This is a genomic window from Arcanobacterium canis, from assembly GCF_029625435.1.
Lineage (GTDB): Bacteria > Actinomycetota > Actinomycetes > Actinomycetales > Actinomycetaceae > Arcanobacterium > Arcanobacterium canis.
On record NZ_CP121208.1, the window covers coordinates 779,439 to 805,054 of the forward strand.

Sequence of the window (25,616 nt, forward strand, 5' to 3'; positions counted from 1 at the left end):
CATGGTCGTTGAGGGCTTGCCTGATCCGGACTGCCGGGCGTGGGGACACCCGTGGAAAGAATCGAGGCCGAACTTTTCACCCGACCGAGCTCAAAGTCCAAGGAACAACACTACCAGTGAGCCTTGTTCTTTGGGAAGAAACGCGGGTAATCATGCCGTGTGGCGCGTCACCCTGCTTCAATCTTTGAGGTATGCTCGTGATTTAGTTGTTCTGGTGCCAATCATTTGTCGCCAGAAACCGAGCGCAATCGCGCAATCACCTCGTCGAAAATATCGCGTTGGAGCTGTCCGCCTTCCCGGCGCACAGCATTTTCATGAACTACGAGCAGTCGATCCAGTCGTACTTCGCTTGGTCTGCCTTCTGGGTCCCAATTGCCGGTGCCGATATCCATCCAGTGCCTACCCCAACGGGCCTCTTGGGCAGCATCGAGATCGTGGTCTTTTGATGTTAATTGAGCGACGAATACATGATGTCCCTCTTGAGCGACCACAAGCACTGGGCGATCTTTGCCCCGGCCGTCATTTTCTTCATAGGGAATCCACGTCCAGACGACCTCGCCCGGATCAGGAGCGTCATCGTGAACGGGAGCATAAGAAAAGGTAGGCAGGCCAAGCATTGTGACGTCATACACTCGTGCCGCGTTGTTCGGTCCGGGGAATTGAGCACGCGTATGTGCTGTTCCGTCACCCCAGATTGGACGAGTCGTTACCTTCCCCGATGTGCGCGGGGCCGTTGACGACGCCGACGTCGGTCGCCCACGCTTTGGCCGTGGGTGATCGTGAGTGAGCCTGCGTTCGGCATCGCGCGCAGCCGTGCGAATGATTGAACGGCCAACGCGACGAAGAACGGAGGAGAGGATATTCATGAACGCCATATCTCTACCTGTGTTTCCTACTCTTATTGAGTGCTGAGCATGTGGTGCGAATCAGTCATCGGGATCGACGTCGTCGGCTGACGCCGCATCCCCGAAGAGTAGCTCTGTCAGCTCAAGGTTGACCTTCTCTACTTCAGGCACATCAGTAAGGAAAAGTGGGTTGCCAGCTGATGTCTCGAGAACGAGTGTGCCACAACCGAAAAGACGATCCATCAAATCACGCTCATACGAGACATTGGAAATTCGCGAGAGCGGGATATCATGCCCAGTTTTTGTCAGAATTCCGTTTCGAGTAATGACTCTCCGATCGGTGATGGTGTATGTGGCATTGAGCCATTGGAGAAGAGGAAACCCAACAAAGACCGCGAGAAGAATCAGCGCAGTGATACCTGCAGCGAGAGCACCCCACGGCCACAAGGAATCGGGGAGGAAAACCAGGCCCAGTACGCACAAGGCCACGATGATGATCCCCACAACGATATTCCCGGCGAGCGCTTTTGCGTGCTCGTGCATGTGTCGGATGACGCGTTCATCGCGTCCAAGAAGTTTCTGCGGAAATGCCATAGATCTATCGTGCCATGCGCGCCAGGTTTGCGGAATCTGAGAAATTTACAGAATGAGGAAAAGTGCCGTAATGAGAAAAACGATGCTGAGAGGAATCGCGATCACCGTGGCGATAAGGCTGATCAGTGTCACGCGCACGTCATCCTTGAGATACGGCGCATTTTCGACACCCCCGGCCATGGCAATTGCAGCGCGCTGAGCTGATTCGATACGCGGTAGATACGTGTCGCGGCGTTTGGCCGACTCCGCCATTGCTTTTTGCGCACGTTCCTGCGCGATGATCCGCTTGCGTTGTTCTTCGGCGGTATCCGACACACTTCGCACGACGATGTCAGAAGCCCCCGGAGCCGCCGGCGCCGACGTCGGGGCGCGAGGAACGAGCCGCTGCTGGGTGGCATCTACTCTGGTTTCGAGACGATGCCTCCGCCACGCAAAAACGGTGATTGGCACCGCCAGGACGAGAGCAACAATCAACGGTAGCCACGTGCCTTCGGAAAGATGGGCTACCTTCCAGCCAGCTAATGCGAGAAGAAGATCTAGGGATGCTGCAACGCCGACGAGGGCTCGGCCGGCGCCGCGTCCGATCCGTTCGAGTAACGGCAAAATGATTGACATCGAACCGGGCTGAATCATCTGTCGCCTCCGTAAAAATCGTGGGAGCTGCCAATAAGCTGGCGATAAATTTCCCTATAGCGTGCGGTATTTGCTGGCCAGGTGCGGCGATGAGCTTCTGCGCGCGCTGCCATCGAAGCATTGCGATAAACATCAGGTGAGTCCATCAGGTATCGGATAGTCTGTGCCATCGCCTGATAGTCACCAGGAGGGAAGGCCAGACCAGCCCCAACGTCGGTGACCATTTCTCGAAGCGGAGCAAGATCAGAGATAACCACAGGTGTCCCGTTCGACATTGCCTCCACTGGTTTGATCGGGGTGATCGTCTGGGTCACAAGTGTCTGTTTGCGAGGAACAGCGAAGAGATCAAGCGCTTGATACCACGTGTGGGATTTTTCTCGCTCCACCCTGCCAGGCATCGTGATTGCATCTTCCACACCAAGCTCATCACGTAGTGCCTGGACGTAAGCGCGAGCAACGCCGTCGCCAACAATTACCCCACGTACATTGCGTCCCTCACGTCGCAAAATTCCTATTGCGCGAACCAAGGTGTCGAGGCCTTCGTAGTCAACAATTGAGGTCAGCGTTCCAACGGTGAACGCCTGAGGGAGACCGAGTTCGTCACGCGCCTGGTGGGGGGAAAGTGGTGACGTATCGGCTGGCGTGTAAGCATTGGGGATGATCGTGATTTTCTCGGCAGGCACCCCACGTGACACAAGATCGTCGAACTGAACTTGTGACAGCACGACAACGGCGCTGGCAGAGCGGGCAAGCTCAGCTTCTTTGCGCTGAATTAATTCAAAGAGTTCTGACTCAGAAGCTGGCCCTTGGGCATCAGACGGTAGAGCTGCAACCCATGATTTCTCTCGCTGACCGCGCATTTCATAGATCCATGGAATCCCGAAGGCTTGCGCAACTGCACGTGTCACTACACCGTTGGTGTAATCGGTTGTCGCGTGGAGAGTGCGCGGGCGTAACTTGGCAACCAGGCTCGCGAGGTAATGTGCGTGAAGCTGTGCTAACTCGTAGGGATCGTTTGGGTAAGAGTTCGGCTGGATTCTCCAGTAACGCACTCCGTTGACATCACTGTAACGTGGGGCAGCGATGTTTCCAATGATCGCCGGATATCCCACACGCGTCACACCAGCAACCCGAAGCCCCATTTCTTGCTGGCCTTTCATAATCGCGCTTGTACGCACGGTATACCCTGAATTGGTGTACGGGGCGGATGAGACGAGCACATGAAGGACATCGAGTGAGTCCCGGGTGGGGGCGGCCATTAACGGAACGTCGAGAGTGACCGGCTCAGTGAGCAGACGTTTTTCGCTTTCATACCGACGACGCAGTTTGCTTGATGGCTCAAGTAACTCGATTGCCTTGGAAAGCTCACCGATCGACCTGAGATAACGCGCACGCTGTGTGGCGGTGGCGCCTTTCAATGGTGGCTTTCCTTGAGCAATTCTCATCGCAGAGACGAAGGGGCCGGGGATGTCGAGATCTGTTGGGCGATCTGCGAGAAATGCTCCGGCCTGTTCAAGATAAGGGATCGAAGTTGCGCCAGCCGCTGTCGCCAGCGCTTGCCGAACCTTCCGGGGCATTTTTCGACTCGCTTGGAGCGCGAAGAATGCCGGGTCCGTAGTGAGCATTGTCGAAATCGCATGAGCGGTGAGCGACAGATTAATGGGCACGACTGGCCTCCTCGATCGATGTGACGAATGTCTGCGAGGGGTTTTCCTTGGCAAGTTCATTCAAGAGGAACTGGTGGCCGGCATCGCCGACGCTGAGCTGACGTTGACGAGCAAGGTGACACCACAGCTCTGCGAGCTTTTGCGGGTTCATTGCCTCGACAGCGGTGCCGACGCCGGAGCGAGCGAGTAACTGCGCACCTTCGCCGTTGAGTGCAGCGCTGACGAACCGGCCCGAATTGATGGCTTCAAAAAGTTTTGAGGGAATCGTCGTCGCCAGGGGAGGCCAATCCTTGAGATGAACCAGCACTGTGTCTGCCCAAGCGAGGTGCAGCGGAATATCGTGACGATCCACTCGACCCGTGAATTCGATGCCGTCGGCTGTGCGAGCCTGAAGGCGTGTGAGATGTGCGCCGTCGCCGACAAGACGAAGTCGCACATCGCATCCAGAGCGCCGTGCGATTTCTACGGCATCAAGCGCGTTTTCCAACCCTTGTGCGCGTCCGATAGTGCCGGTGTAGAGAACACGCAACTCATTGTGAGGTTCGGGGTCAGGTAGTGCAGTCTCCAAGTCAAGATCAAGTAAGAGTAAATTGGTCAAGGCTCGTGCATTCAGGCCACGTTCACGAAGCTCGCGTGCATGCCAGCGTGATGTGGTCAGGATCAGGTTGGCGTGGTCAAGCGTGTGCGCAAAGCTTCGTCCACCGAGGTGGAGGAGCCAGTCGAAGGTGCGCCGCGCGAATGAGGCTTTCTCCCCGTCGGCGTCGGCAACAAAATCAACTAATTCAGGCCACGCATCGCGAAGATCAAGAACAAAAGGAACTCGAAGAATCTGCGCCACTGCGCGGGCGGTAAATGCCGCCGGTAATGGGGGTGCGGTGGCGAGCACGACGTCGGGACGGCGATGACGTGCTGCCTGCAAGGCAGTGCGAATCGAGGTCAGTGAGACCGTGGCTTGATCGATGATTCGCGATGGAATTGAATGTGTGTGCGGGTGAAACTGGCTGCGGTAGAGAACGTGGCGCTGCCCGAGTCTCGTGACCGCTCCTGACTGATTGTGGGGGAGTGGCGACAGAAGTGTCCCCGAAGGATAGTGCGGGGGAGGCGCGACGACGGACACCGTATGCCCTGAAGCGGTGAGTTGATCAACCATCCACTTGCCGCGGCGCTGCGGAACACCTTTCTCAGGTTCCCATTGCTGGGCCACAAATAAGACGTGCATCAGGCCTCCGCACCAAAATCAGGCAGTCGCTCACCGATCCCAAGGAGAGCGGCGATTGCTGCAACACAGCGTTGCGCTGCATCGCCGTCGCCATAAGGATTGACAGCATTTGACATTGCTGCATATGCGTCAGGGTCGTCCTTGAGTCGGGACACTTCCTCAACAATCCGTGCCGTGTCCGTACCAATGAGACGTACTGTTCCAGCTGCGACCGCTTCAGGACGCTCCGTATTCTCACGCAGCACCAGTACTGGTTTGCCAAGCGAGGGAGCTTCTTCCTGGACACCGCCAGAATCAGTCAACACGATGTGAGCTGACTTGATGACATGTGTGAAATGGGGGTAATCGAGCGGATCAAGCAAGATAACATTAGGGGCCGACTCAATGTGGGGGACGATCAGCTCGCGGACCTTGGGGTTGCGGTGAAGTGGGAAAACGATGAGATCTTCAGGATATGACTGGGCGAGTTCGGCCAGGGCCTGTGCGATATTGCGCATCGGCTGGCCAATATTCTCCCGACGATGTGAGGTCACGAGGAGAATGCGACGTCCGCTGGCGATGGCCTGTTCAAGAGCCGGATCGGAAAAAGTGACGTCCTGATTAACCGTGTGGAAGAGAGCGTCGATAACCGTATTTCCCGTGATCGCGATGTTCGCGCTATCGACGCCGTCATGAAGAAGATTGTTTTTGGATTCCTCGGTTGGAGCCAGGTGTAACGAAGCGATTTGAGAGACGACTTTGCGGTTGCCTTCTTCCGGGAAAGGCGAGAATAGGTTTCCGCTACGCAATCCAGCTTCGAGGTGAACCACGGGAATTTCACGGTAGAAGGCGGCCAGTGCGGCACAAGTAACAGTGGAGGTGTCACCTTGAACGAGGAGAGCTGAAGGCGAATACTGTTCAAGAATCGGATCGAGACCTGAAAAAATCTTGGCGGCCATTGAATTGAGTGATTGGCCAGGCTCGAAAATCTCAAGATCGACGTCGGGGGTGATACCGAAGAGCTCGTTGACCTGGTCAAGCATTTCGCGATGCTGCCCGGTTGACACGACAATCGGAGTGAAATTATCGGACTCTTCGAAGGCTTTGATGAGCGGAGCAACCTTGATTCCTTCTGGACGAGTTCCGTACACCACCATGATTGACTTCACGAGTTCCTCCTTGCAAACGAGTATTGGGAACATTTTACCAGGAGCGAAGCGTAGGACTCATGGCCGCGTGCAGGGCTGTAGAATACACAGCGAGTGTCCAAACGGCACAAATATTTCGTGGAAGTAGAGGAACATGTCGCGCAAAGTTGTGGTGATCGGGCTTGGCTACATCGGCCTGCCCACCGCCGTAGTCCTGGCCGAAGGTGGCTGGGAAGTTACGGGTGTTGATGTTTCAGACCGAACAATTGAATACGTTTCCGCTGGGCGGCTTCCCTTCGTTGAGGAAGGGCTTGCAGACGCACTCAAGAAGGTCGTGGACAACGGCTCCCTGAAAGTGCAAAAAAACACCCCCAAGGGCAATATCTTCATTATTTCGGTGCCCACACCGTTCAAGGGCGATCACGAGCTCGATTCTGGAGCTATTGATTCCGCAACCGACGCGCTGATCCCCCAGCTTGAAGGCGATGAGCTGGTGATTTTGGAATCCACTTCGCCTCCAGGCACCACCGAGCGCATGGCGCAGCGCATCATGGATGCTCGCCCTGATCTGTCTGTTGACGGTTCGAATGGACGACCAATTGTCCATTTCGCCCACGCACCAGAGCGTGTCCTGCCGGGCCGAATCATGATTGAGATGCGAGCTAATGACCGCATTGTTGGCGGTATGACTGAGGAAGCGACGAAGCGTGCTGCAGCGGTTTACCGTTCCTTCACTGAGGGAGAAGTTCTTGAAACAGACGCTCGGACAGCTGAGATGTCCAAGCTCACTGAGAATGCCTTTCGGGATGTCAACATTGCTTTTGCGAACGAGCTGTCGCTTATTGCTGATGAGCAGGGAATCGATGTATGGGAGCTGATCTCCCTGGCCAACCGCCATCCACGCGTCAATATCTTGAATCCAGGGCCGGGTGTGGGCGGTCACTGTATCGCAGTCGATCCGTGGTTTATCGTGTCAACCTCTGAATCGGCAAAGTTGATCAAGCAGGCTCGCTTGGTCAATGACGGAAAGCCTGATTTTGTGATGGATAAGCTTGAGCAGGCTGTCGCTGAGCAACGCGCCTCAAAGGACGCTGTGACGATCGCACTTCTCGGTCTGGCATTCAAGCCAAATATTGATGACCTGCGTGAGTCTCCTGCGATGGCTATCGCACAGCGAGTGGCGACGGAATTCCCCGATCAACGCATCCTAATCGTTGAACCATTCGTTGAGCAGGCACCAGCGAAGATCGCAAACTTCCGCAACGTTGAATACGTTGACGCCCACACTGCGGTGCAGCAAGCCGATATTGTTGTGGAACTCGTCGCTCATGATCAGTTCAAGGATCTCAAGGGTTCGATTCCAAACTCAGTGTCAGTGATTGACACTACTGGTTTGTGGCGCTAATTGACGCCAAGAACGGTGAGGAGCTAGGAAGCTGCGGCTCTCTAGCTCCTCACTTTTTCAGCATCTGCTGAATCGCGTCAACCACCCGTGCAGAATTGTTCTGGTCACGGAATGTGAACGCTTCATCGCGCCGAGTACGGTACTGAGATTCCAAGGAGGGGAATTCGTCTTCGGCGTCGGAAATAATGCCAAGGATAGTACTTCGCAATTCGTCAAGTGATGAGGTGACGGGTCCAAAGCCGGAGGTTCGGGTATCATCGTCGCCGCGCTCATACGTCTGACCGTCGTAGAAATCTGCTCGGTCAAATTGCGCATAGACCACAGGTTTGTCGAGGTATGCCACGTCGTATGCAACCGATGAATAGTCCGTCACTAACAGCGCACATCTGCCAAAAGCGCCTGTGTAATCGTGCGGGGGAGTGCCGATATGGACGAGGTCACTTCCGTGGAACTCACCAACAAATGCCGCTAACGAAGGATGCAGAAGAAATTCGACGCGGTAACCCGCATCTCGCAATGCCGTAAGGAGTAGTTCATCGTTGAGCATCGCATCCCAGAAGCGGAAATACGGGCTACTGCGGAATTCCTCAGAGCTGGCGTCAGCGAGGCAAGAGCGCCACGTTGGAGCGACAAGGATCGTACGCTGTCGGTGGTCGGCCAAACGGTCCATTCGGGGCATTCCAGTGAGTGCTACTTGATCAGGGAGGAAGCCATAGTCCCTTGTGAGAGCTTGTGCTTCACCTGCACCGGAAGCAACGATGAGGCAAATGCGCTTGAGGTAGCGGCCAATAACAGCAGAGAGATCATGGAAAAGTACTCCGTGTTGGAGGAAGACGAAACGTGACCGATCCAGTCCCCGGTAGACGCCGTGGTCACCAAGGGCATCCGTAACGTAGAGGCCAGCTTGCGAGGACACAATCACTGGTGCTCCAAGGTAGGCAAGTTTTCCCCGAAACGAGGTTGGATCGACTGTTTTTCCGTAAGCTCCAAGGATTTTGCGCTGGTCGGGATCTGCGATAGCAAAAATTGGGGTCACACCATCGGCCGGGTGCAAATGGAGGAAACGAAAGAGCGCTTCACCATTGTCACCAGCTTTATTAGGGGAGTCTGAAATCACCCACGTCCGGCGGTGGAGTAGACGAGCGAGCGGCGCAAGAGCGCGATAGACCACAACCCGTGGTGGAAGCGCCTGTGTGAGGATCGATGCCCCAATTGCAGCGTTCCATCGAAGAGCTGCACGAAGAATCGGTAGCGGCCCTGAAGAAAAGGACAGAGTATGCGCATCCGTTTTCACCACAAGATGCCTGCCCGTGCTTTTATACGCGAAGCGCCGGGACGACATCCGTGCTGCTCCGCGAAGCTCAAGCCGCCCGACGTCGGCACCAGCGAAACGCACAGTCCTCGTGTGCGGTGGGAGAGCCAGGAGCGCTGAGTGACGCCCACCTGCGCCGCCAAGGCTGCGGTAGGGGCCGATTTTCTCCGTGGCCAGAGTGTCAAGTTCATAACGTTCACCATTGATGATGACGTGGTGATCGCCCGGATCAAAGACCACGTGGATAATCCAGCGTGAATTGACACGTTCACATAAATCAACGAAATAGACGCCCATTATTTCACCTGACGTTGAATAATCTCATTCAACGCTTGCTGCGTGGACTGCGAGTCGCGTAGGTACGAAGTGAAATCGGTGCCGAGATGATCAAGTGGTGAACCTTCCTCCACGATTGCCCAGATCGGCGTGCCGGAAGCCCGATAATCGGAGAATTTCGACGGGAGGAAAGGGTTAATTCCCATTGATTCTGTTGCACACGCATCCGTGACGAGGAGAACGTCAAATTCGCGACACGCGCCAAGGAATTCAATGTAGGGCAGGTAGGGGTGAGCATGAACACGACCGCGCAGTCCTGCGCTTTCAATTTCGGTCTCAAGCGCGTCAAAAGTCCCTGTGAAAATATGCAGATGTACCCGAGGATCGGATTTGCCAAGCGCGGCGAAAATTTCGCTAAAGCCTCGGTTGGCATACACCGAGCCAAAATATCCAATATTGATTGCTGATGGATCAAGATTAAGCGACGGCCGTGCAGCGTCGAATAAGGCTGTGCTCGGCGCGGGATGTGGACGGATCTCCGTCTTGGCTCGATAGCGTTGCGCTTCCTCTGGAGAATAATGAGCAAGCATATATGAGAGCTGATGGGGATTCGTCACGATGATGCGATCTGCGAGTTCAAATGCTACGCGTTCGATAAAACCAAAGAGGAGATTTTCGCTCTCTAATTCGGGGGATCCGGCAATGATCTCCCCAGACACATCATCACCGGCCCTATTACCAGGGCGAGTATGCCCTTCGGCATTCGTCCGAAGTGGATCGGAGAATTCTGCAACCCAATTCAGCTCAGGATGTCGGCGTTTGAAGAGCGCTGCTGCCAGGTGCGATCCCGGCCATAATGCACGCGAATACATGGATTCATAAGCAGTTGTGGCTGCCCAGCTCTCTGCTGTCTGGCAGGCTTGGGTAGCGAATTGAGCGATCTCATCCCAGTTTCCAAAAGACGTTGGGGTAGGAAGATATGATGCTCGCTTGACCCAGCGCGAAGCCAGGAGGTCAAGAGAATGGTCTGTCCGGCGTCGTGTCCCCATATCGTTGGCAATAACGTCAGAGTATTGACGACGTTGCGACACGACTTTTGCTGCAATGACGCCTGCTGTATCAGCAAAAGGCGGGAAGCAGTAGGAGAACACAAGTTGCGTCGCATCTGGGCGTGGAATTTCCTCCCACGGGAAACGGACGACGCCGGCCTGCACGATTTGTTCCTCCAGCTGGTCCATGTCCTGCGGGTGTGAGGCAATATAATTGCGGATAAAACTTGCCTGAGCCCCCACACGTGAGGCAATGGCATCGTGGACACCTGATCCAAGCTGCAGACGCTGGACAGCTGCAATGACATCGAGCCGTTGCGTCACATTGAAATCGAAAGACTCGTTTGTCCTCGATACTGAGTGCTCCGTGAGCAGACGACGGTAGGCGCTGTTTGCGGAGCTGACACGCGCAACTGACAAATGTGGGTATGCCAGCAACGACGCCCAAAAGACGACATCTTCACCTGAGCGCAAATCTTCATTGAAGCGCAGTGTCTGGAGAACAGGAGTGGGAAGGAGTTTGCAGGCATTGAAAGACAGCAACCAAGGGTAATCGACCACTTCACCACCGTTGATTTGCGAAATCTTACGGTTGAGAGCGTTCTGCGGGTTCACCGATCCCGACGGCGTCACATCGACGATTGGGTTGACCACAACAGTTAGTGGTTGGGCAAGTGCCAGAGCTTGCTCGAGGTATTCAGGTTCGAAAGTATCGTCGGCATCGAGAAAGACACTATAGGCGCGATTGGCGAGTCGAATGCCGAGGTTCCGTGCGGCGCCCGCACTAGCGATCAAGTTGCGATACCACCGCAGGTTGAATCGATCTTCCGCAGCCAGCAATTCGCCGCTTCCATCGTCGGGGCCGTTCAGCACCACGATGACCTCGAAACGCTCGGGAGGAAGGGACTGGTGTGCCAAAGAATCGAGAAGCGCAGGTAGGTATGCACGTGACTTATATGCTGGCACGATGACGGACACCCCGTCGGCAAGCTGCGAAGAGCGTGTGAGGTCAACTGGGATAGTAGGTTCCCGGTGAATACGTCCCAGAGAACGGATCAGTGAATCAGAATCTAAAACCATTTGCGTAGCTTTCTGCGCAGACTACGGACCCGCTTGAGAACTGAGCCGATTGGCGTGTCCGTGACGAAATGCCATTCTCGTTTCCAATCAGCAAATCTGATTGCGAGTTCGTCGTAGTCAGTGTTATCCCCAATTTTTGGGCGCTCAACGAGCGTTTCGAACGGAACATGCGCTCCGGAAGCAATTTGGGCACTGGCAAGGTCCTCGTCGGCACGCTGTGAGCGTTGTGCGGTAAGGCAGTGGCCGAGGGTGACAACTGCGAGTGCTGCGTCGAGATCGAAGGGCGGCGACGGGGCGTACTCGGGCGGCCCGATCCACAGTGCCTCGCCGTTGATGCACGCTACACGCGGTGGTTGAATATGCGCCAGTACTCCCGCAAGTGAGTCAGTCCCAACGACGAGAAGCGGACAGTTTGCGTCAGCTGCGCAAGCTTCAACCTGGCCGAGCGTCAGGGAATCGAGGTCGGCCACCACTCCATCCACTTCTGTGATGATCTGCGCGAGGGCCTCGATACTTGGAACAAAAACAGAGCCACTGGGAAGTGCAGGAATCATGCCTGTTTGGCCCATATATGCCAGTGTTCCCTCAGGCCACATATGCTGTCCCGTCATCGTCATGCATGAGCTCCACCCTTGGGAAGCGCGCACGGCAATCTGCCTCGATTTCAGCCATGATCTTCGGGCTGCCCTTGGCTGAATGCCAGGCCCACCGTTCGTACATCTTAGTGATTTCTTCGGGGTCGCCGTCGGCAAGAATTCCACCGTCATGCAACCAAATCACGCGGTTACACAGTTCACGGATGAGTGTCGGGGAGTGGGAAACAACGAAGACGGTACCTGCTGATTCGAGAGTTTCTTGCATCCGCTTTTCGGATTTCTCCTTAAAAGCAGTGTCACCGGTGGCAAGGGCTTCGTCGATGAGAAGGATTTCTGGGCGCGCCGTCGTCGAAATAGCGAAGCGTAAACGTGCCGCCATGCCTGATGAATAAGTTTTCATTGGACGGTGAATTGCCGTGCCGATCGACGTGAAAGCGACAATGTCAGGAAGTGCAGCATCGGCTTCCTCCGGGCTCATCCCCATCGCCAGGCAACCAAGGCGGGCGTTTTCGTAACCGGAAAGTTCAGGGACGAGCGCAGCAGAGACTCCGAGAAGGACCGGCTGGCTTGCTGCATACACTTTGCCTGAGGCCGGTGATTCCGCTCCGGCAATGATTCGTAATAGCGTGGACTTTCCAGCGCCGTTATGGCCGACGAGACCAACAGATTCACCACTCTTTGCCACGAGGGTCAGATCAGTGAATGGTGCAACATCCACCAGCGGTGGGCGGCCGAGTAGTTTTCCTTTGACCTTCTGAATAAAGGAGGCATTTTTGCGTTCCTCAGGAGATGTTGACGGAGTTTTGTACAGCACCGATACTTTGTCGAGGATGATGTTGTATTCGAGTTTGTTGCTACTTGACATTGGAGAGCTTCTCCTCGTTGTACCAGAAAAGGACAAACCCGATGATGAAAGTCATCAGGCTCCATGTGGTGAACGAATACCACAGCCATGCGTGAGGAAGGCGGTTATACACCAATAGTTCACGGCACAATTCGAGGAACTGCCACCCCGGGTTGATTTGCATGACTGCCACAACTTTGTGATGTCCCTGGAATTGTTCAATGGCCCAAATCACTCCAGATCCGTAGAACCAGAATCGGGTGATGACTGGCCATATAAATTTGAGATCCGGCACGAGCGTGGTCATGGCAGAGGTGAAAAATGCCAGGCCCAGTCCAAAGGGAAGAGCAATCGCGAATGCGAGGGGGAAGAGTAGCCACGTCCAGTAGGGAAGTGAGTGCGGGGGGACAATCACGATGAAAAGGATCGTGGCATATAGCGTGGGCAGGAAATCGTACAGATTTCGTAGCGTAAAAGAAAACACCAGGGATGCTCTGGGAAAACTGAAGGCTCGAATGAGATTTCGCCCATTGGTGATGATATTCGTTGCTCCGCCGAACTGATTCGTCAGGAACTGGAAAAACGTCACGCCGACCACGAGGTAGCCCACGAAACCTGCACGGCTCTGAGAAAAACCGAGTAGCACGCCGAAGATAACGTAGTACACGGCCGCATTGAGGAAAGGGCTGAGAATGAGCCAGGCTGTTCCGAGGGCGGTGTCTTTGATTGATCCGTACGCCTTAGCCTTTGATTCACGTTGGATAAAGTAGCGACGTGCCCAGAGGCCTTTGATGTACTCAAGCATTGGGGGGCGGGCGCCGATGGGCTTGTACTGCCCCAAATCCACTTTTGCATTCACCCCACTAATTTACCAGATTGGCATTTTCGTGGGATATTGCGAACCTGGGTGGCTAATTTACTGCCTGATCGGCTTCGAGCAGCGCTTTACGTGAGGCGAAGTTCCACACCATGACGAGCGCGGTAGCAAAGATTTTCGAGATCATGTAGTTCACGGCGAAAAGGCCGGTGAGTACCCACATAGTGAGATTGTTGAGCAGGAGACCAATGAGCGCCAAAACAACAAAAATGGTGAACTCATACGATCGCTTGAGATCATCGCGTCGTTGAAAAACGTATTTCATCGAGGCAATGTAGTTGAATACCAGTGAGATGATGTACGCAATCGTTGCGCCTACAAGGTAATTTATCCCAGCCAGAGAGACTAATCCCCACAGGATGAGGAAATCGAGGGCAGTTGCGAATACGCCGACAATTCCAAACTTGGAAATCTGGGTGAGTAGTCCCTTCATCGTAGTCTCTCCTGCTGTGATGTCTTTACTTGGGTGCCGTTGTCATCCAGATCGTGACAACGAAGTAATTAGTTCTCGATACCGACAGATTCTTCGATAAGGAAACGCGGCCGATGCTTCGTCTCGAGATATATTTTTCCGATGTATTCGCCAATAACTCCGAGGCTTAGGAGCTGGATCCCGCCCAGTATCAACACGATGCACATTAAGGATGCCCATCCGACGACGGTTGCGCCAGTGAACGTCGCAACAAGCACCCAAATAATTGAGAGAAAACCAAAAAGGCTGAAGAGTAGCCCGAGCGCTGTAACAATACGGATCGGTTTAATCGACAGGCTCGTAATACCGTTAAATGCGAGAGCAAGCATCTTGCCCAAGGGATAGTGACTTTCACCCGCAATACGCTCAGCACGCTCGTATTCGACCGTGGTACTCGAATATCCGACGAGTGGTACGAGACCCCGAAGGAAGAGGTTCACTTCTTTAAACTCAGCCAGCCCATTAAGTGCTCGCGCACTCATGAGACGATAATCAGCATGGTTATAGATCACGTCTGCACCCATTGATTCGAGGAGCTTGTAAAAGCTCTGCGCAGTGAACCGTTTAAAGAATGTGTCCGTCTCACGCGAGGATCTCACGCCATAGACAACGTCATGTCCGTTGAGGTACTCACGCACCATCTGCTCAACCGCACCGATATCATCTTGACCATCAGCGTCGAGTGATACTGTGATGTCACAGTGAGAGCGTGCATACATCAAGCCAGCAAGAAGGGCATGTTGATGGCCCCGGTTGCGCGAGAGAGTGATTCCCGCAAAATGGCGGTTTTCCTCGGCAAGGTTCTTGATGATTGACCATGTCGTATCGCTGGAACCGTCGTTGACAAAGCACACTTGGGATCGTGGATCGATGAGACCCTTATCAATCAATTGTGTGAGCTGTTGGTCAAAAAGCGGAGCAGTGATAGGAAGAACCTGTTCCTCGTTATAACAAGGGATGACCATCCAGAGCAATGGGCGTTGAGAAGACATAAGATCCGCTTTCTTTGTTTGATGACGGGGCATAACACTGCAGTGTTATACCCCGTCGCTAACGATAGGAACTGCGTCGAGGGAGAGTCGCGCTAGAGCAACGAGTTACTCGAACGTGACTCTGGTTCGTCGTCGGGGTATCCAGCAGGGTTTGCTGATTGGAACCTCCATGTATCTTCGCACATTTCGTCAATAGACTTTTCCGCGCTCCACCCCAGCTCGATCTTCGCGCGCGAGGCATCTGCCCAGAAAGCGTCTCGATCGCCGTCTCGGCGAGGTGCATATTCCACTGGGAGGGTGAGTCCTGACGCTTTCTCGAAAGCGTGAATGAGCTCAAGCACTGAGGTTCCTTGCCCAGTACCAAAATTCCATGCACGAACTTTTGTTTCATGGGTAGCGAGGTAATCGAGAGCAGCGACATGACCAGCTGCGAGGTCGTCAACGTGAATATAATCGCGCAAACATGTCCCATCAGGGGTCGGATAATCTGTGCCAAAGACGAAGAGCTTTTCGCGGCGGCCAGTAGCCACTGCCGCGATAGCAGGCATGAGATTATTCGGGATGCCCAAAGGGTTCTCGCCAATGGTTCCTGATGTGTGGGCCCCAACAGGGTTGAAGTAGCGAAGGAGTCCGACCTGAATGTCTGTGACTTTCGCTGTATCTGACAAGATGCGTTCGATCGCAACCTTTGAATACCCGTAAGGGGAGAGGGAATTAATAGCTTCCATGTCCTCTTGGAACGGAATGGGATTATTGCCGTAAACAGTTGCTGAGGAGGAAAAAACAATCACTCGTGTGCCAGCTTTTGCCATACCGTGTACAAGATTAAAAGTGGTATTGAGATTGGTCTCGTAATACCACAGCGGCTTCTCAACCGATTCGCCTACTGCTTTCAAGCCTGCAAAATGAATAACGGCATCTGGCTTCTCTTTGAGGAAAATTTGTTCAGTCAATTCGCGCTCAGTCAAATCAGCGCGGTACCACGTCAGTGAGGTGCCTGTGAGCTGTTCAAGCCGGTCAATCACGATCGGCTTAGAGTTCGAAAAGTTGTCAACGATGATCGGTTCGTGTCCGGCCTCGACGAGCTTCACCACAGTGTGAGAGCCTATGAACCCGGCGCCGCCTGCTACGAGCACGCGCATTATTTCTCCTTACGATTGGGAATCCAATAACGATGGTAGCGCAGTGAGTGCACTTGCAATGGATCGTGTCAGTTGCACGCGTGGTCGGGTAGACTAGCAGAGAGGTTTTATAGCTGACGTTGGAGAGAATAGATGACATCGAAGACCATAGAGAATCCGTTATTTTCGATTGTGATCCCGGTATATAACACAGAGGACTATGTAGCTGAGGCAATTGAGAGTATTGTTCGACAGTCATCAAACATGTTTTCTCGCACTGAGGTTCTGCTCGTTGATGATGGGTCTACTGATCAATCTGCACGGATTTGCCAAGGCTTTGTTGATCGTTACCCTGCTAACATCAAGCTCTTGAGGAAAGAAAATTCGGGAACGAGTGCGTCGAAGAATCTTGGTATTGAGCATGCGCGAGGCGAATATGTGGGTTTCCTCGACTCGGATGATCTTTATGAGCCTAATATGCTTGCGGACGTGAGCGCAATGTTCGCGCAGCATCGTGAAGTTCAGGTCGCATCGGTTCCGATGAAGTTTTTCGGTTCACGGTCGGGTGCTCACCGATTAAACAAAAAGTTTAATCCCGGTACTCGTGTGATCGATGTCCGAGACGACTGGCAAGATGTCCAGCTATCATCGGCGTCGAGTTTCGTTCGCCGGGAGCTACTCGAGAGAATCCAACTTCGTTTCGACACGCGCATTCACCTAGCCGAGGATGCGAAGTTCATTACGGAAGTAATTATGGATAATTATCGTCTCGGTCTCGTGGGGTCCGCCGCCTATATGTATCGAAAGCGTGATGAAGGTTCATCTACAATCGATACTTTTAAGTCAAACAAAGAGTCCTACATCTCTGTGGTTAAGTATGCTTGGGATTATCTTCTGGAAAAATATCGTAATTCTCTCGGGATTATTCCGAAATATGTTCAAAATGTGGCGATGCATGACATGGAGTGGCGCCTGACGGATAAGGCACAGTATGTGCTCAATAGTGCCGAACAATCCCGGTATGAGAAACTCATGCGCTCCGTCCTTCAACGGATTGATGTAGATGTTATAATGTCGCAGCGATTCTTAGGTGACGTATACAAGATCTACGCACTTTCCATCAAGTATGGCGAAGACGTCTTTAAAAATGCTGAACGCGATGGGGCTGCTTTTTTCTATCGCGGTCATAAGGTTTGGCGTTTTGTTACAGAAGGTCTTCCTTTGCGTGTCGACTACCTTAATGTCGACGACGGCAAGTTGGAACTTCGAGGGGTGTTCTCCGGAATTCATTTCCCAGGGATGGAGATTGGAGTTCTACGAAACGGCGTCTTCCATGCCTTCGATCGAAAAGAAGCTCCTCAGTGGCGCAAGATAGTGAATAACGGCCACGTTGTCTTCGAACCGTTCGTCGTGGAGGCGCTGTTCCCTGCAGTTCCTGGGGACGTATATCACCCCGCAGTCAGATTGGGAGATAAGGTCTATCGCGTTCGTTTCTTATTCGAACATATGGCTCGTTTACCTCGTTATGGTGGTGCTCACCGTGTTTTTGGTGACATTATGCTCACCAATTTTTCCAACCGCGGACTCGCGGTCGAAAAGGTGACAACGGCGAAGTTGTTCCGTCGTGAGGCGGGATTCAGCCGACGGATTCTGCGTCCTCTGAAACGCAAGGGTGCGAAGGGCGTTGCTTTACTCGCCTACCGTTGGGTGGCGCAAATTCTCAAGTTCCAAATGACGCGAAAAATTTGGTTAGTCTCTGATCGACCGTATGCAGCGGGCGATAATGGTGAAGCATTTTTCCGTTATCTTCGTGAGCATACGCCACCGAATGTCGATGCCTACTTTGTCATTCGTAAGGACTCGCCTGAATGGTCAAAAATGAAGAGACTCGGCAAGGTGATCGATCCTCGCTCAGCGCTTTATCCGTTGTTATTACTTCTGTCGGAGAAAGTGATCTCCTCACAGGCAGACGACGTCGTGATTAATGCTTTTGGGGGAATGAAGGCTTTCATTTCTGATATGTATCAGTTTGAGTTCACTTTCTTGCAGCACGGCCTGACAAAGGATGATCTATCTGGTTGGCTGAATAAGAATTACAAAGACATCCGAGTGTTTGTCACATCAAGCCCATTTGAACAAGCATCAATCGCAACTGAACAGTATGGCTACACGAGCCGTGAAGTAGTACTCACTGGGATGCCACGTTTTGATCGGTTAGTTGATCGGTCAACGAAGAAGATTGTTTTTGCGCCGACGTGGCGTCAGCAGATCGCTCTGCCTGTTGATGCTGGCTCAGGCCAACGACCATATGCGCCTGGGTTTACGAATAGTCGCTATTATCGTTTTATTCAGGAGCTCCTGACGCATTCACGTTTGAATGCGGCTCTGGATTCTAACGGGTATGAAGCAGAACTGTTCCTACATCCAAACCATGAGGCAAATTCCTCAGACTTTACTGATGGTGACCGGTTCAAGGTCAGCATTGGCCCACATGATTACGCGAAAATGTTCGCTGAAGCGAAGATTCTGATCACCGATTATTCATCAGTGGCATTCGATTTCGCTTATTTGCGAAAACCTGTCATTTACACTCAGTTTGATCATGATGAGTTCTTCTCTGGACATTCTTACAATGAGGGTTACTTCTCGTATGAAAACGATGGCTTTGGGCCTGTGACTTACGAGGTTGAAGCAACTGTCGATGCAATCATTGCCGCAATGGCAAACGACGGGGAAATTGCGCAGGAGTATCGTGAACGAGTTGATCGGTTCTTTGCATTCTCAGATCGACGGAACAGTGAACGCACCTTGGAGGCAATTATCCATTCACATCCTTCCTCAAATGGGTCGACGGGGGAAACGCGATGAAAAATCCATTATCTGTAGTGCGAAGAAAAGTTGCGAACGGAACACGCGAGCTTACTCTCAAAGCAGCACGGACGGGTCTTCCTCAATCTGGGATGAATTGGCTTCGCCAGGTAGGGTTAGCCAAACGCGTCGTACCGAAACTTGAGTCAAGTTCCCTGGCATTAACGCTCCGTCAGGCAGAAACAATGCCGCTCAGCGATGGTCATTATTATGTGCGCCTGCGCTTCCCCCGTTGGCATAAACGTTTGGGTCAGTACATCAAGTTGTATTGCAACGGTGAACAGATATATGGCAATGTCATCGAAGAACCGGAGGCAGGAACGCCTATTGAGTATCGAAACATCGTTGGTTCGAGTGCAAATCCTGCAGATTATTCGATCAATCTGCCCGATGCATTCTCTGTCGAAATTTCTCAGTACCCGTTTGTGACAAAGCAACAAGCTCGTTTCGACGCACGATTTAACGTCCAACAACATGGTCGTGTTTTTTATTCGATTCGTGGAAATTTAGCGAACCCTCAGCGGGTACTTTTCACATTCCCAGGTTTTACACTATCGACCTCGTCAATTTCCTACACGGTGTCGTATATGAAGGATTTGACTCCTGTTGAACTCAAAAATGCGGCGGTAGTTGTCTTTCAGGATCGTTACTATGTCCCGGGTTCATATATGCTGGTGGACTCAGAAGGGGCTCCTGTTGTCGACGATGTCGCCGATGCGATGCAGAGCATTCTAAGCTCATTTGGTCTGACAGATTCTGACGCTATGCTTTTTGGGGCGTCAAAAGGTGCAAGTATTGCTTTGTTTTACGGACAATTCTTACCCAAGGCTCGACTCGTCTTGTCCACTCCGCAGCTTAACCTGCCGTACTACTTCACGAAGCCTGCTTTCCGTGAAAATCTTTATAACCTCGAGGCCTTGCGTTCCTTCACACAACCAAGTGAGCTCCTATTGCAATACCTCACTGAAGGACGGCATATCGATTTCTTCTATACAAATCGCGATGAGTTATCGAATCAATCGATGGTCGAATTCCCAATCGATGCGCGTAATTTCGTGAGCCACCGCATTAGTGGCGTGCATACCGACGTTGCACGCCGCGGCTTGCCAACTATGTTAGGTGTGATGAGAGGTTTCCTTATGGGCGCTCAGAGTGCATATCTCAGGCCTTTGGTGATTGACTCGGTGAAAATTCGTCTCACAGATAATGGGCTCATCAGTTGCGATCTTTCATTGTTGCACCGGGTGCAAATTGATTCAGAGCACAATTGGTATCTCCAACGCCGACATGGGGATGGAATTCTGCGGTACGAAATCGAGGAGGTTGAGCCAGGACGTAGATTTGCACTCAACGACATGCAACTTCTTAATCCACAAATCGACGATTTGTCGGGGAAATGGTCACTGATGTACATCACTGAAAATAATTCCAGTGATTCGGCGAACATCGAATGTTGGAGCGAGGAACTCCGTAGATCAGGTGCTCCCACTGGCGAGAATGCTATCTCGCCAGGAGACATCGATGTTCGTGTTGCCTCATCAGGAATTTATACCATCGTTGATGGTGACGTTGTCACTCCGCTTCGCTATACGTTCATGCCTGGGGATCGACAAGCCGATCAAATCGCGGTGGTCATTTCAATGAATGATAATCTCAGTCTTGAATCAATTGGCCAGCCAGTTAGTGGTGTGCTCATTCTCCAACCAGATCAGAACATTAATGATGCACTTTCGCAATTCATTATGCGTGTAAGTTCGCGTGTATATGCGCAGCGGATTCTCTTCTTTTTTGATCAAAATTTGAAAGATTCAACGTATATTCCGTGGGCGCTGGGATTTGATTGGAAGTCGATTGTCGTCGACAGCCTGTCATGACGATATGGGCACTGTACCGGTACGAAAACTTCGCCGGTGGAGTGCCCTCTTCTGTGTCCGCCATTTCTAGATTTGACTACTTGTGCGGGGAAGTGCGCATTTCAGCCAAATTTCACACCGAGTTTTCGCCGATCCGTGCGCGGTCTTGGTAAAGTTTGTATGTTCACAAGGGAGGAAAACTTTGCCTATTTCGACCGACCGCGAAAAAGCGGCCATCGTCCCCGCGGCCACCGATCCTGCGTTGATCCGCAACTTCTGCATTATCGCGCATATCGATCACGGTAAGTCCACACTCGCTGATCGAATGCTTCAGCTCACCGGCGTCGTCGATGAGCGCGCGATGCGTGCCCAATACCTCGACCGTATGGATATTGAGCGCGAACGTGGAATCACGATCAAATCGCAGGCCGTGCGTATGCCGTGGAGCGTGGATGGCAATGCCTATGCGCTCAACATGATTGACACGCCAGGACACGTGGACTTCGCATATGAAGTCTCACGCTCACTTGCTGCGTGTGAAGGTGCGATCTTGCTGGTAGACGCTGCACAAGGCATCGAAGCGCAAACCCTGGCGAACCTCTACATGGCTCTGGAAAATGATTTGGCAATTATTCCAGTGCTCAACAAGATTGACCTTCCTGCTGCTGACCCTGATCGATATGCTGAGGAACTCGGCAACCTGATTGGAGTCGATCCGAGCGAATGTATCCGCGTATCTGGTAAGACGGGCGAGGGTGTCGATCAGCTGCTCGATCGCATCGTGTCTGAGATTCCATCTCCTGTGGGAACTCCAGGTGTCTCCCCACGTGCCATGATTTTCGATTCCGTTTACGATTCCTATCGCGGTGTGGTCACTTACGTGCGCGTGGTTGACGGCGAGTTGAAACCGCGTCAGCGCGTTCAGATGATGTCCACGAAGTCCACCCACGAGTTGCTTGAAATCGGCGTTATTTCACCTGAGCCAGCGCCGACGAAGGGGCTTGGAGTTGGTGAGGTGGGATACCTGATTACCGGCGTGAAAGATGTCCGCCAATCGCGTGTGGGCGATACGCTGACTGACGCGGCAAAGCCAGCAACAGAACCCCTGGCCGGATATCGTGATCCGAAGCCCATGGTGTTCTCGGGTCTCTACCCAATCGATGGCTCTGACTATCCTGCCCTTCGTGACGCATTGGACAAGCTCAAGCTCAATGACGCTGCTTTGACCTATGAGCCGGAGAATTCTGTGGCGCTTGGGTTTGGTTTCCGCTGTGGATTCTTGGGGTTGCTTCACCTGGAGATTATCCGTGAGCGCCTTGAGCGCGAATTTAACCTCGATCTCATCGCTACCGCGCCGTCTGTCATTTATCGTGTGGTGACTGAAGGCGGCGAGGAAGTCATCGTTCAAAACCCGTCGGAATTTCCTGCAGGTAAGGTCCGTCAGATCTTCGAACCTCTCGTCTCGGCCACGATTCTCACGCCGAAGGATTTTGTGGGAACGTCGATGGAACTGTGCCAAGAGCGTCGAGGAAATCTCCTTGGGATGGACTACCTCTCCGAGGACCGCGTCGAACTTCGCTACACGCTACCGTTGGCGGAGATCGTCACTGACTTCTTCGATCAGCTCAAGTCCCGAACCAAGGGCTACGCATCCCTCGATTACAAGAAGGAAGGCGAACAAGAAGCAGATCTGGTCAAGGTCGATATCCTCCTTAACCACGAGCAGGTTGATGCTTTCTCCGCCATCGTCCACCGCGATCGTGCATTTGGGTATGGATCCGAAATGACGAAGAAGCTCAAGACTCTCATCCCGCGCCAACAGTTTGAGATTCCTGTTCAGGCGGCGGTTGGAACGCGTGTCATTGCTCGTGAAACTATCAAGGCAGTGCGTAAGGATGTCCTCGCAAAGTGCTATGGCGGCGATATCTCGCGTAAGCGCAAGCTGCTGGAGAAGCAAAAAGAAGGCAAGAAGCGTATGAAGTCCATTGGCCGCGTGGACGTTCCACAGGAAGCATTCGTCGCTGCGCTGTCGTCCGAGATGCCCGAACAGAAAAAGTGATCATGAGTGAGCAAAACCCAAATTTTGGCCGGATTATGTCTTTCTCTCGTCGTGGCTCACGCCTGGGTGACAAGTTTGAGAAGGTCATGGCTGAGCACGCGTCGCAGTTCGTCATTCCGATTCCGCCAGGCGATGCGCTGACGACAATCGCCGCCGACGCCGTCGTCGATCTGGCGGAGGCTTTCGGCCGCGACGCCCCGCTGACCGTCGAAATCGGTCCAGGTTCAGGAGAACAAACCATTGCCAATGCGCTTGCTCATCCGGATCGGAATTATCTTGCGGTCGAAGCATGGGCGCCAGGTGTCGCACGTTGCGTGAATGCGGCGCAGCGCGAAGGATCACACAACGTGCGCATCATTGAAGTGGATGCTGCACAAGCACTGCCAATTCTCTTCCGCACCGACGTCGAAGCACCGAATCGGCGCGCCGACGAAGTGTGGAGTTTTTTCCCTGATCCATGGCGTAAGAAGAAGCATTTCAAGCGTCGCATTGTGAAAGCGTCATTCGCGCGAACTATCGCTGGCGTCCTCGCAGAGGGCGGCGTGTGGAGGCTCGCAACTGATTGGGATTCCTATGCATGGCAGATGCGCGACGTCGTCACGCAGGCACCAGAGTTTTCCAATCCCTATGCAGGTGAGCGTGTTGATCCTGCTGACGAAGGCCAGTTTGAGGGTGGTTTTGCTCCGCGTTTCGAGCAGCGCGTGATGACTCGTTTTGAGCAGCGTGGTATCGACGCTGGGCGCACGATTCACGACCTCGCTGTGGTCCGTGTTCCTGGAGATTTCCCTCTTCCGGTTGGCCGTGATGTGCCGACGGAGGCGTTCTAGTGGCGCAGCTGCCTGATGGCATTCCCGCTCCACGTGACGGTCACCTTGCACAACCGGACGTGTCGAGCGGGTTTGCTGCCTACGTTCACATCCCTTTTTGCGCAGTTCGCTGTGGCTACTGTGACTTCAATACATACACAAATCTTGAGTTTGGCCCCGGAGCTTCTGCGCGCGATTACCATGAAACTCTTGCCCGAGAGATTGAACTCTCCGCGCAGGTTCTTTCCCAGCCAGGTCAGCTCACGAGCATTTTCTTTGGGGGAGGAACCCCCACGTTGCTTCCTGCTCACAATTTGGCGACGACGCTTTGCCGGTTGCGTGATACGTTCGGAATTGTCGCTAACGCGGAAGTCACGACGGAAGCGAACCCGGAAACTTTGACGTTCGATAGCTTAGCGCTCCTTCGAGACGCAGGATTCACGCGTGTGTCGTTTGGGATGCAGTCTGCCGTTGAGGGTGTCCTGAAAGTCCTTGATCGCGTTCATACTCCAGGTCAAGTGGACAACGCTGTGTCCTGGGCGCGCGAACTCAAAATGGAGCACTCGGTCGATCTGATTTATGGTGCGCCGGGTGAATCGATGGATGATTGGCGGGCGTCTCTTGAGCAAGCAATTGCTCTTGATCCTCCCCATATCTCAGCGTACGGACTGACAATTGAGCCAGGGACGAAGATGGGTGCCCAGGTGCGCAGGGGAGAGATTCCTCCCCCGGATCCTGACATCATGGCTGATAAATACCTGATGGCTGAAGACCTTCTATCAGCTGCGGGCTATGAGTGGTACGAAGTATCAAATTGGGCGAAACCTGGACATCATTCCCGTCATAACGTGGCCTACTGGCAAGGGGCAAATTGGTGGGGGTACGGGCCTGGTGCTCACAGCCACGTCAACGGCACCCGCTGGTGGAACGTTAAGCATCCCGTTCAATATGCAGCTGCGCTTGCTGATGGTCGCTCTCCAGCTGCTGCACGTGAGATTCTGAGTGCTGATGAACAGCGAGAAGAGCATATTATGCTCGGTATCCGACTCCGCCAAGGCATCGCGGTTCCACAGGATACGCCCACACACGTCGTCGCGGGTTTTATTGCGGATGAACTGGTTGACCCTGCTATGGCGATGAGCGGCCGTCTTGTCTTGACGCCGAAAGGACGGCTTCTCGCTGACACAGTGATTCGGGCGCTGTGGTGAATTGTTGCCCTGCGCTTGCGCTGATAATGTTCTTGCCATGAGCTTCAATGATGTTGCAGTGTATTCGGTGACCGGCGGGTTTTTCCTGCTCGTCCTGGCTGGCCTGATCTATTCCTTCGTCGGGAAGAAGAAGGGCTATTGGGATGAGCGCTCCCGAGTGCGTGGCGAGTTGCGCCAGCGCGGGTGGAAAAGCCTCGAAACGGTCTCCAGTATTGCCAAGCACTTCGCTGTGAGCGACCGATACAGTCAGTTGGATCGTGCGCTGACTCCCGATATTCCTGGGCTGATGGTTGTTGAAGGCAAAAGTGGCGAAGTCGAGTGGAAGACTGCCGTCACTATTTCTCCCGACGACGGTGCGCATCTTCTTGTGTGTGGCAACCTGGCACAGTTGAAAGACGGCTCAGTCGGTTCGATGCCAGAAGTACGTCTTGATCGTTTAGACGATGGGTTTGCAGTGTTTTCATCGCATGGGCAGGCTTCATGGAAAGCTGATGGAAAGACACAAGGTGATATTCCATCGTTTGTGAACCACGATCTGCTCGATTGCCTCTACCGATGGACAGATGCGGAAGCAGTACACTTTGCTGGCGAACAAGTCACTGCTCGACTGACTTCGCAAGCCTCCCAGCGTGACCTTGTTGAACTCGTTGACGAGTCGTCGCGCAAAATTGGTACGATAATCGGTTTGCTTGGCCCTACTGCCTGGGCCTAGA

At 53.2% G+C, this 25,616-nt stretch carries 21 protein-coding genes; 7 read left to right on the top strand and 14 right to left on the bottom strand.

The window, feature by feature from the left end:
- Positions 1-221 precede the first annotated feature (221 nt).
- From P7079_RS03465 to wecB, 6 genes are read right to left on the bottom strand one after another with little or no spacing between them, the layout of a single operon-like run.
- Positions 222-875: a type II toxin-antitoxin system PemK/MazF family toxin gene (locus tag P7079_RS03465; RefSeq protein WP_278013440.1), complete on the bottom strand. Its 654-nt coding sequence runs from the start codon at positions 873-875 to the stop codon at positions 222-224.
- 51 nt (positions 876-926) lie between these two features.
- Entirely contained in the window at positions 927-1,439 is a 513-nt protein-coding gene (locus P7079_RS03470) for a PH domain-containing protein (protein WP_278013441.1), read from the bottom strand.
- Positions 1,440-1,484: 45 nt separating this feature from the next.
- Entirely contained in the window at positions 1,485-2,072 is a 588-nt protein-coding gene (locus tag P7079_RS03475) for a hypothetical protein (protein ID WP_278013442.1), read from the bottom strand.
- Complete coding sequence (locus P7079_RS03480; RefSeq protein ID WP_278013443.1) at positions 2,069-3,739, bottom strand: glycosyltransferase family 4 protein; 1,671 nt, start codon at positions 3,737-3,739, stop codon at positions 2,069-2,071. Before P7079_RS03480 ends, P7079_RS03475 begins: the two co-directional genes overlap by 4 nt.
- Positions 3,729-4,958 (bottom strand): glycosyltransferase family 4 protein, encoded by a 1,230-nt coding sequence (locus tag P7079_RS03485; RefSeq protein WP_278013444.1) that lies wholly within the window; start codon positions 4,956-4,958, stop codon positions 3,729-3,731. The genes P7079_RS03480 and P7079_RS03485 overlap by 11 nt, the downstream gene beginning before the upstream one ends.
- On the bottom strand, positions 4,958-6,094 hold the full coding sequence (gene wecB / locus P7079_RS03490) for a non-hydrolyzing UDP-N-acetylglucosamine 2-epimerase (RefSeq protein ID WP_278013598.1): 1,137 nt from the start codon (positions 6,092-6,094) through the stop codon (positions 4,958-4,960). The genes P7079_RS03485 and wecB overlap by 1 nt, the downstream gene beginning before the upstream one ends.
- Positions 6,095-6,239: 145 nt before the next feature.
- Here wecB and wecC point away from each other — a divergent pair, with 145 nt between their 5' ends.
- Positions 6,240-7,490: a UDP-N-acetyl-D-mannosamine dehydrogenase gene (wecC, locus tag P7079_RS03495; protein WP_278013445.1), complete on the top strand. Its 1,251-nt coding sequence runs from the start codon at positions 6,240-6,242 to the stop codon at positions 7,488-7,490.
- A 49-nt stretch (positions 7,491-7,539) separates the two neighbouring features.
- Here wecC and P7079_RS03500 read toward each other — a convergent pair whose 3' ends face one another.
- The 8 genes from P7079_RS03500 to galE all read right to left on the bottom strand — a co-directional run bounded on the left by P7079_RS03500 (position 7,540) and on the right by galE (position 16,130).
- Positions 7,540-9,099: a CDP-glycerol glycerophosphotransferase family protein gene (locus tag P7079_RS03500; protein ID WP_278013446.1), complete on the bottom strand. Its 1,560-nt coding sequence runs from the start codon at positions 9,097-9,099 to the stop codon at positions 7,540-7,542.
- Positions 9,099-11,207, bottom strand: a complete 2,109-nt coding sequence (locus P7079_RS03505; protein ID WP_278013447.1) for a glycosyltransferase — start codon at positions 11,205-11,207, stop codon at positions 9,099-9,101. Before P7079_RS03505 ends, P7079_RS03500 begins: the two co-directional genes overlap by 1 nt.
- A complete protein-coding gene (locus P7079_RS03510) occupies positions 11,198-11,824 on the bottom strand; it encodes a hypothetical protein (RefSeq protein ID WP_278013448.1) in 627 nt (208 codons plus the stop codon). Before P7079_RS03510 ends, P7079_RS03505 begins: the two co-directional genes overlap by 10 nt.
- Entirely contained in the window at positions 11,793-12,668 is an 876-nt protein-coding gene (locus P7079_RS03515) for an ABC transporter ATP-binding protein (protein WP_278013449.1), read from the bottom strand. Before P7079_RS03515 ends, P7079_RS03510 begins: the two co-directional genes overlap by 32 nt.
- A complete protein-coding gene (locus P7079_RS03520; protein ID WP_278013450.1) occupies positions 12,658-13,506 on the bottom strand; it encodes an ABC transporter permease in 849 nt (282 codons plus the stop codon). The genes P7079_RS03515 and P7079_RS03520 overlap by 11 nt, the downstream gene beginning before the upstream one ends.
- Before the next feature lie 52 nt (positions 13,507-13,558).
- Complete coding sequence (locus tag P7079_RS03525; protein ID WP_278013451.1) at positions 13,559-13,957, bottom strand: GtrA family protein; 399 nt, start codon at positions 13,955-13,957, stop codon at positions 13,559-13,561.
- A gap of 68 nt (positions 13,958-14,025) precedes the next feature.
- Positions 14,026-14,988 carry a glycosyltransferase family 2 protein gene (locus P7079_RS03530; RefSeq protein WP_278013452.1) on the bottom strand — a complete coding sequence of 321 codons (963 nt, stop codon included), beginning with the start codon at positions 14,986-14,988 and terminating at the stop codon, positions 14,026-14,028.
- Between the two features lie 92 nt (positions 14,989-15,080).
- The gene (galE, locus tag P7079_RS03535; RefSeq protein WP_278013453.1) at positions 15,081-16,130 is read right to left on the bottom strand and encodes a UDP-glucose 4-epimerase GalE; all 1,050 of its coding nucleotides are present in this window, start codon (positions 16,128-16,130) and stop codon (positions 15,081-15,083) included.
- A gap of 132 nt (positions 16,131-16,262) precedes the next feature.
- On the opposite strand from galE, the gene P7079_RS03540 reads away from it, so the two are divergent.
- The 6 genes from P7079_RS03540 (at position 16,263) to P7079_RS03565 (ending at position 25,615) form a co-directional block, all read left to right on the top strand.
- On the top strand, positions 16,263-18,977 hold the full coding sequence (locus P7079_RS03540; protein WP_278013454.1) for a bifunctional glycosyltransferase/CDP-glycerol:glycerophosphate glycerophosphotransferase: 2,715 nt from the start codon (positions 16,263-16,265) through the stop codon (positions 18,975-18,977).
- Positions 18,978-19,069: 92 nt separating this feature from the next.
- Positions 19,070-20,851, top strand: coding sequence for a hypothetical protein (locus P7079_RS03545; protein WP_278013455.1), 1,782 nt, complete (start codon positions 19,070-19,072; stop codon positions 20,849-20,851).
- A 181-nt stretch (positions 20,852-21,032) separates the two neighbouring features.
- Positions 21,033-22,889, top strand: coding sequence for a translation elongation factor 4 (gene lepA, locus P7079_RS03550; protein WP_278013456.1), 1,857 nt, complete (start codon positions 21,033-21,035; stop codon positions 22,887-22,889).
- A gap of 2 nt (positions 22,890-22,891) precedes the next feature.
- Positions 22,892-23,716, top strand: a complete 825-nt coding sequence (gene trmB / locus P7079_RS03555; RefSeq protein ID WP_278013457.1) for a tRNA (guanosine(46)-N7)-methyltransferase TrmB — start codon at positions 22,892-22,894, stop codon at positions 23,714-23,716.
- Positions 23,716-24,903: a radical SAM family heme chaperone HemW gene (hemW, locus tag P7079_RS03560; RefSeq protein ID WP_278013458.1), complete on the top strand. Its 1,188-nt coding sequence runs from the start codon at positions 23,716-23,718 to the stop codon at positions 24,901-24,903. Before trmB ends, hemW begins: the two co-directional genes overlap by 1 nt.
- A 37-nt stretch (positions 24,904-24,940) precedes the next feature.
- The gene (locus tag P7079_RS03565) at positions 24,941-25,615 is read left to right on the top strand and encodes a hypothetical protein (protein WP_278013459.1); all 675 of its coding nucleotides are present in this window, start codon (positions 24,941-24,943) and stop codon (positions 25,613-25,615) included.
- Position 25,616 lies beyond the last annotated feature (1 nt).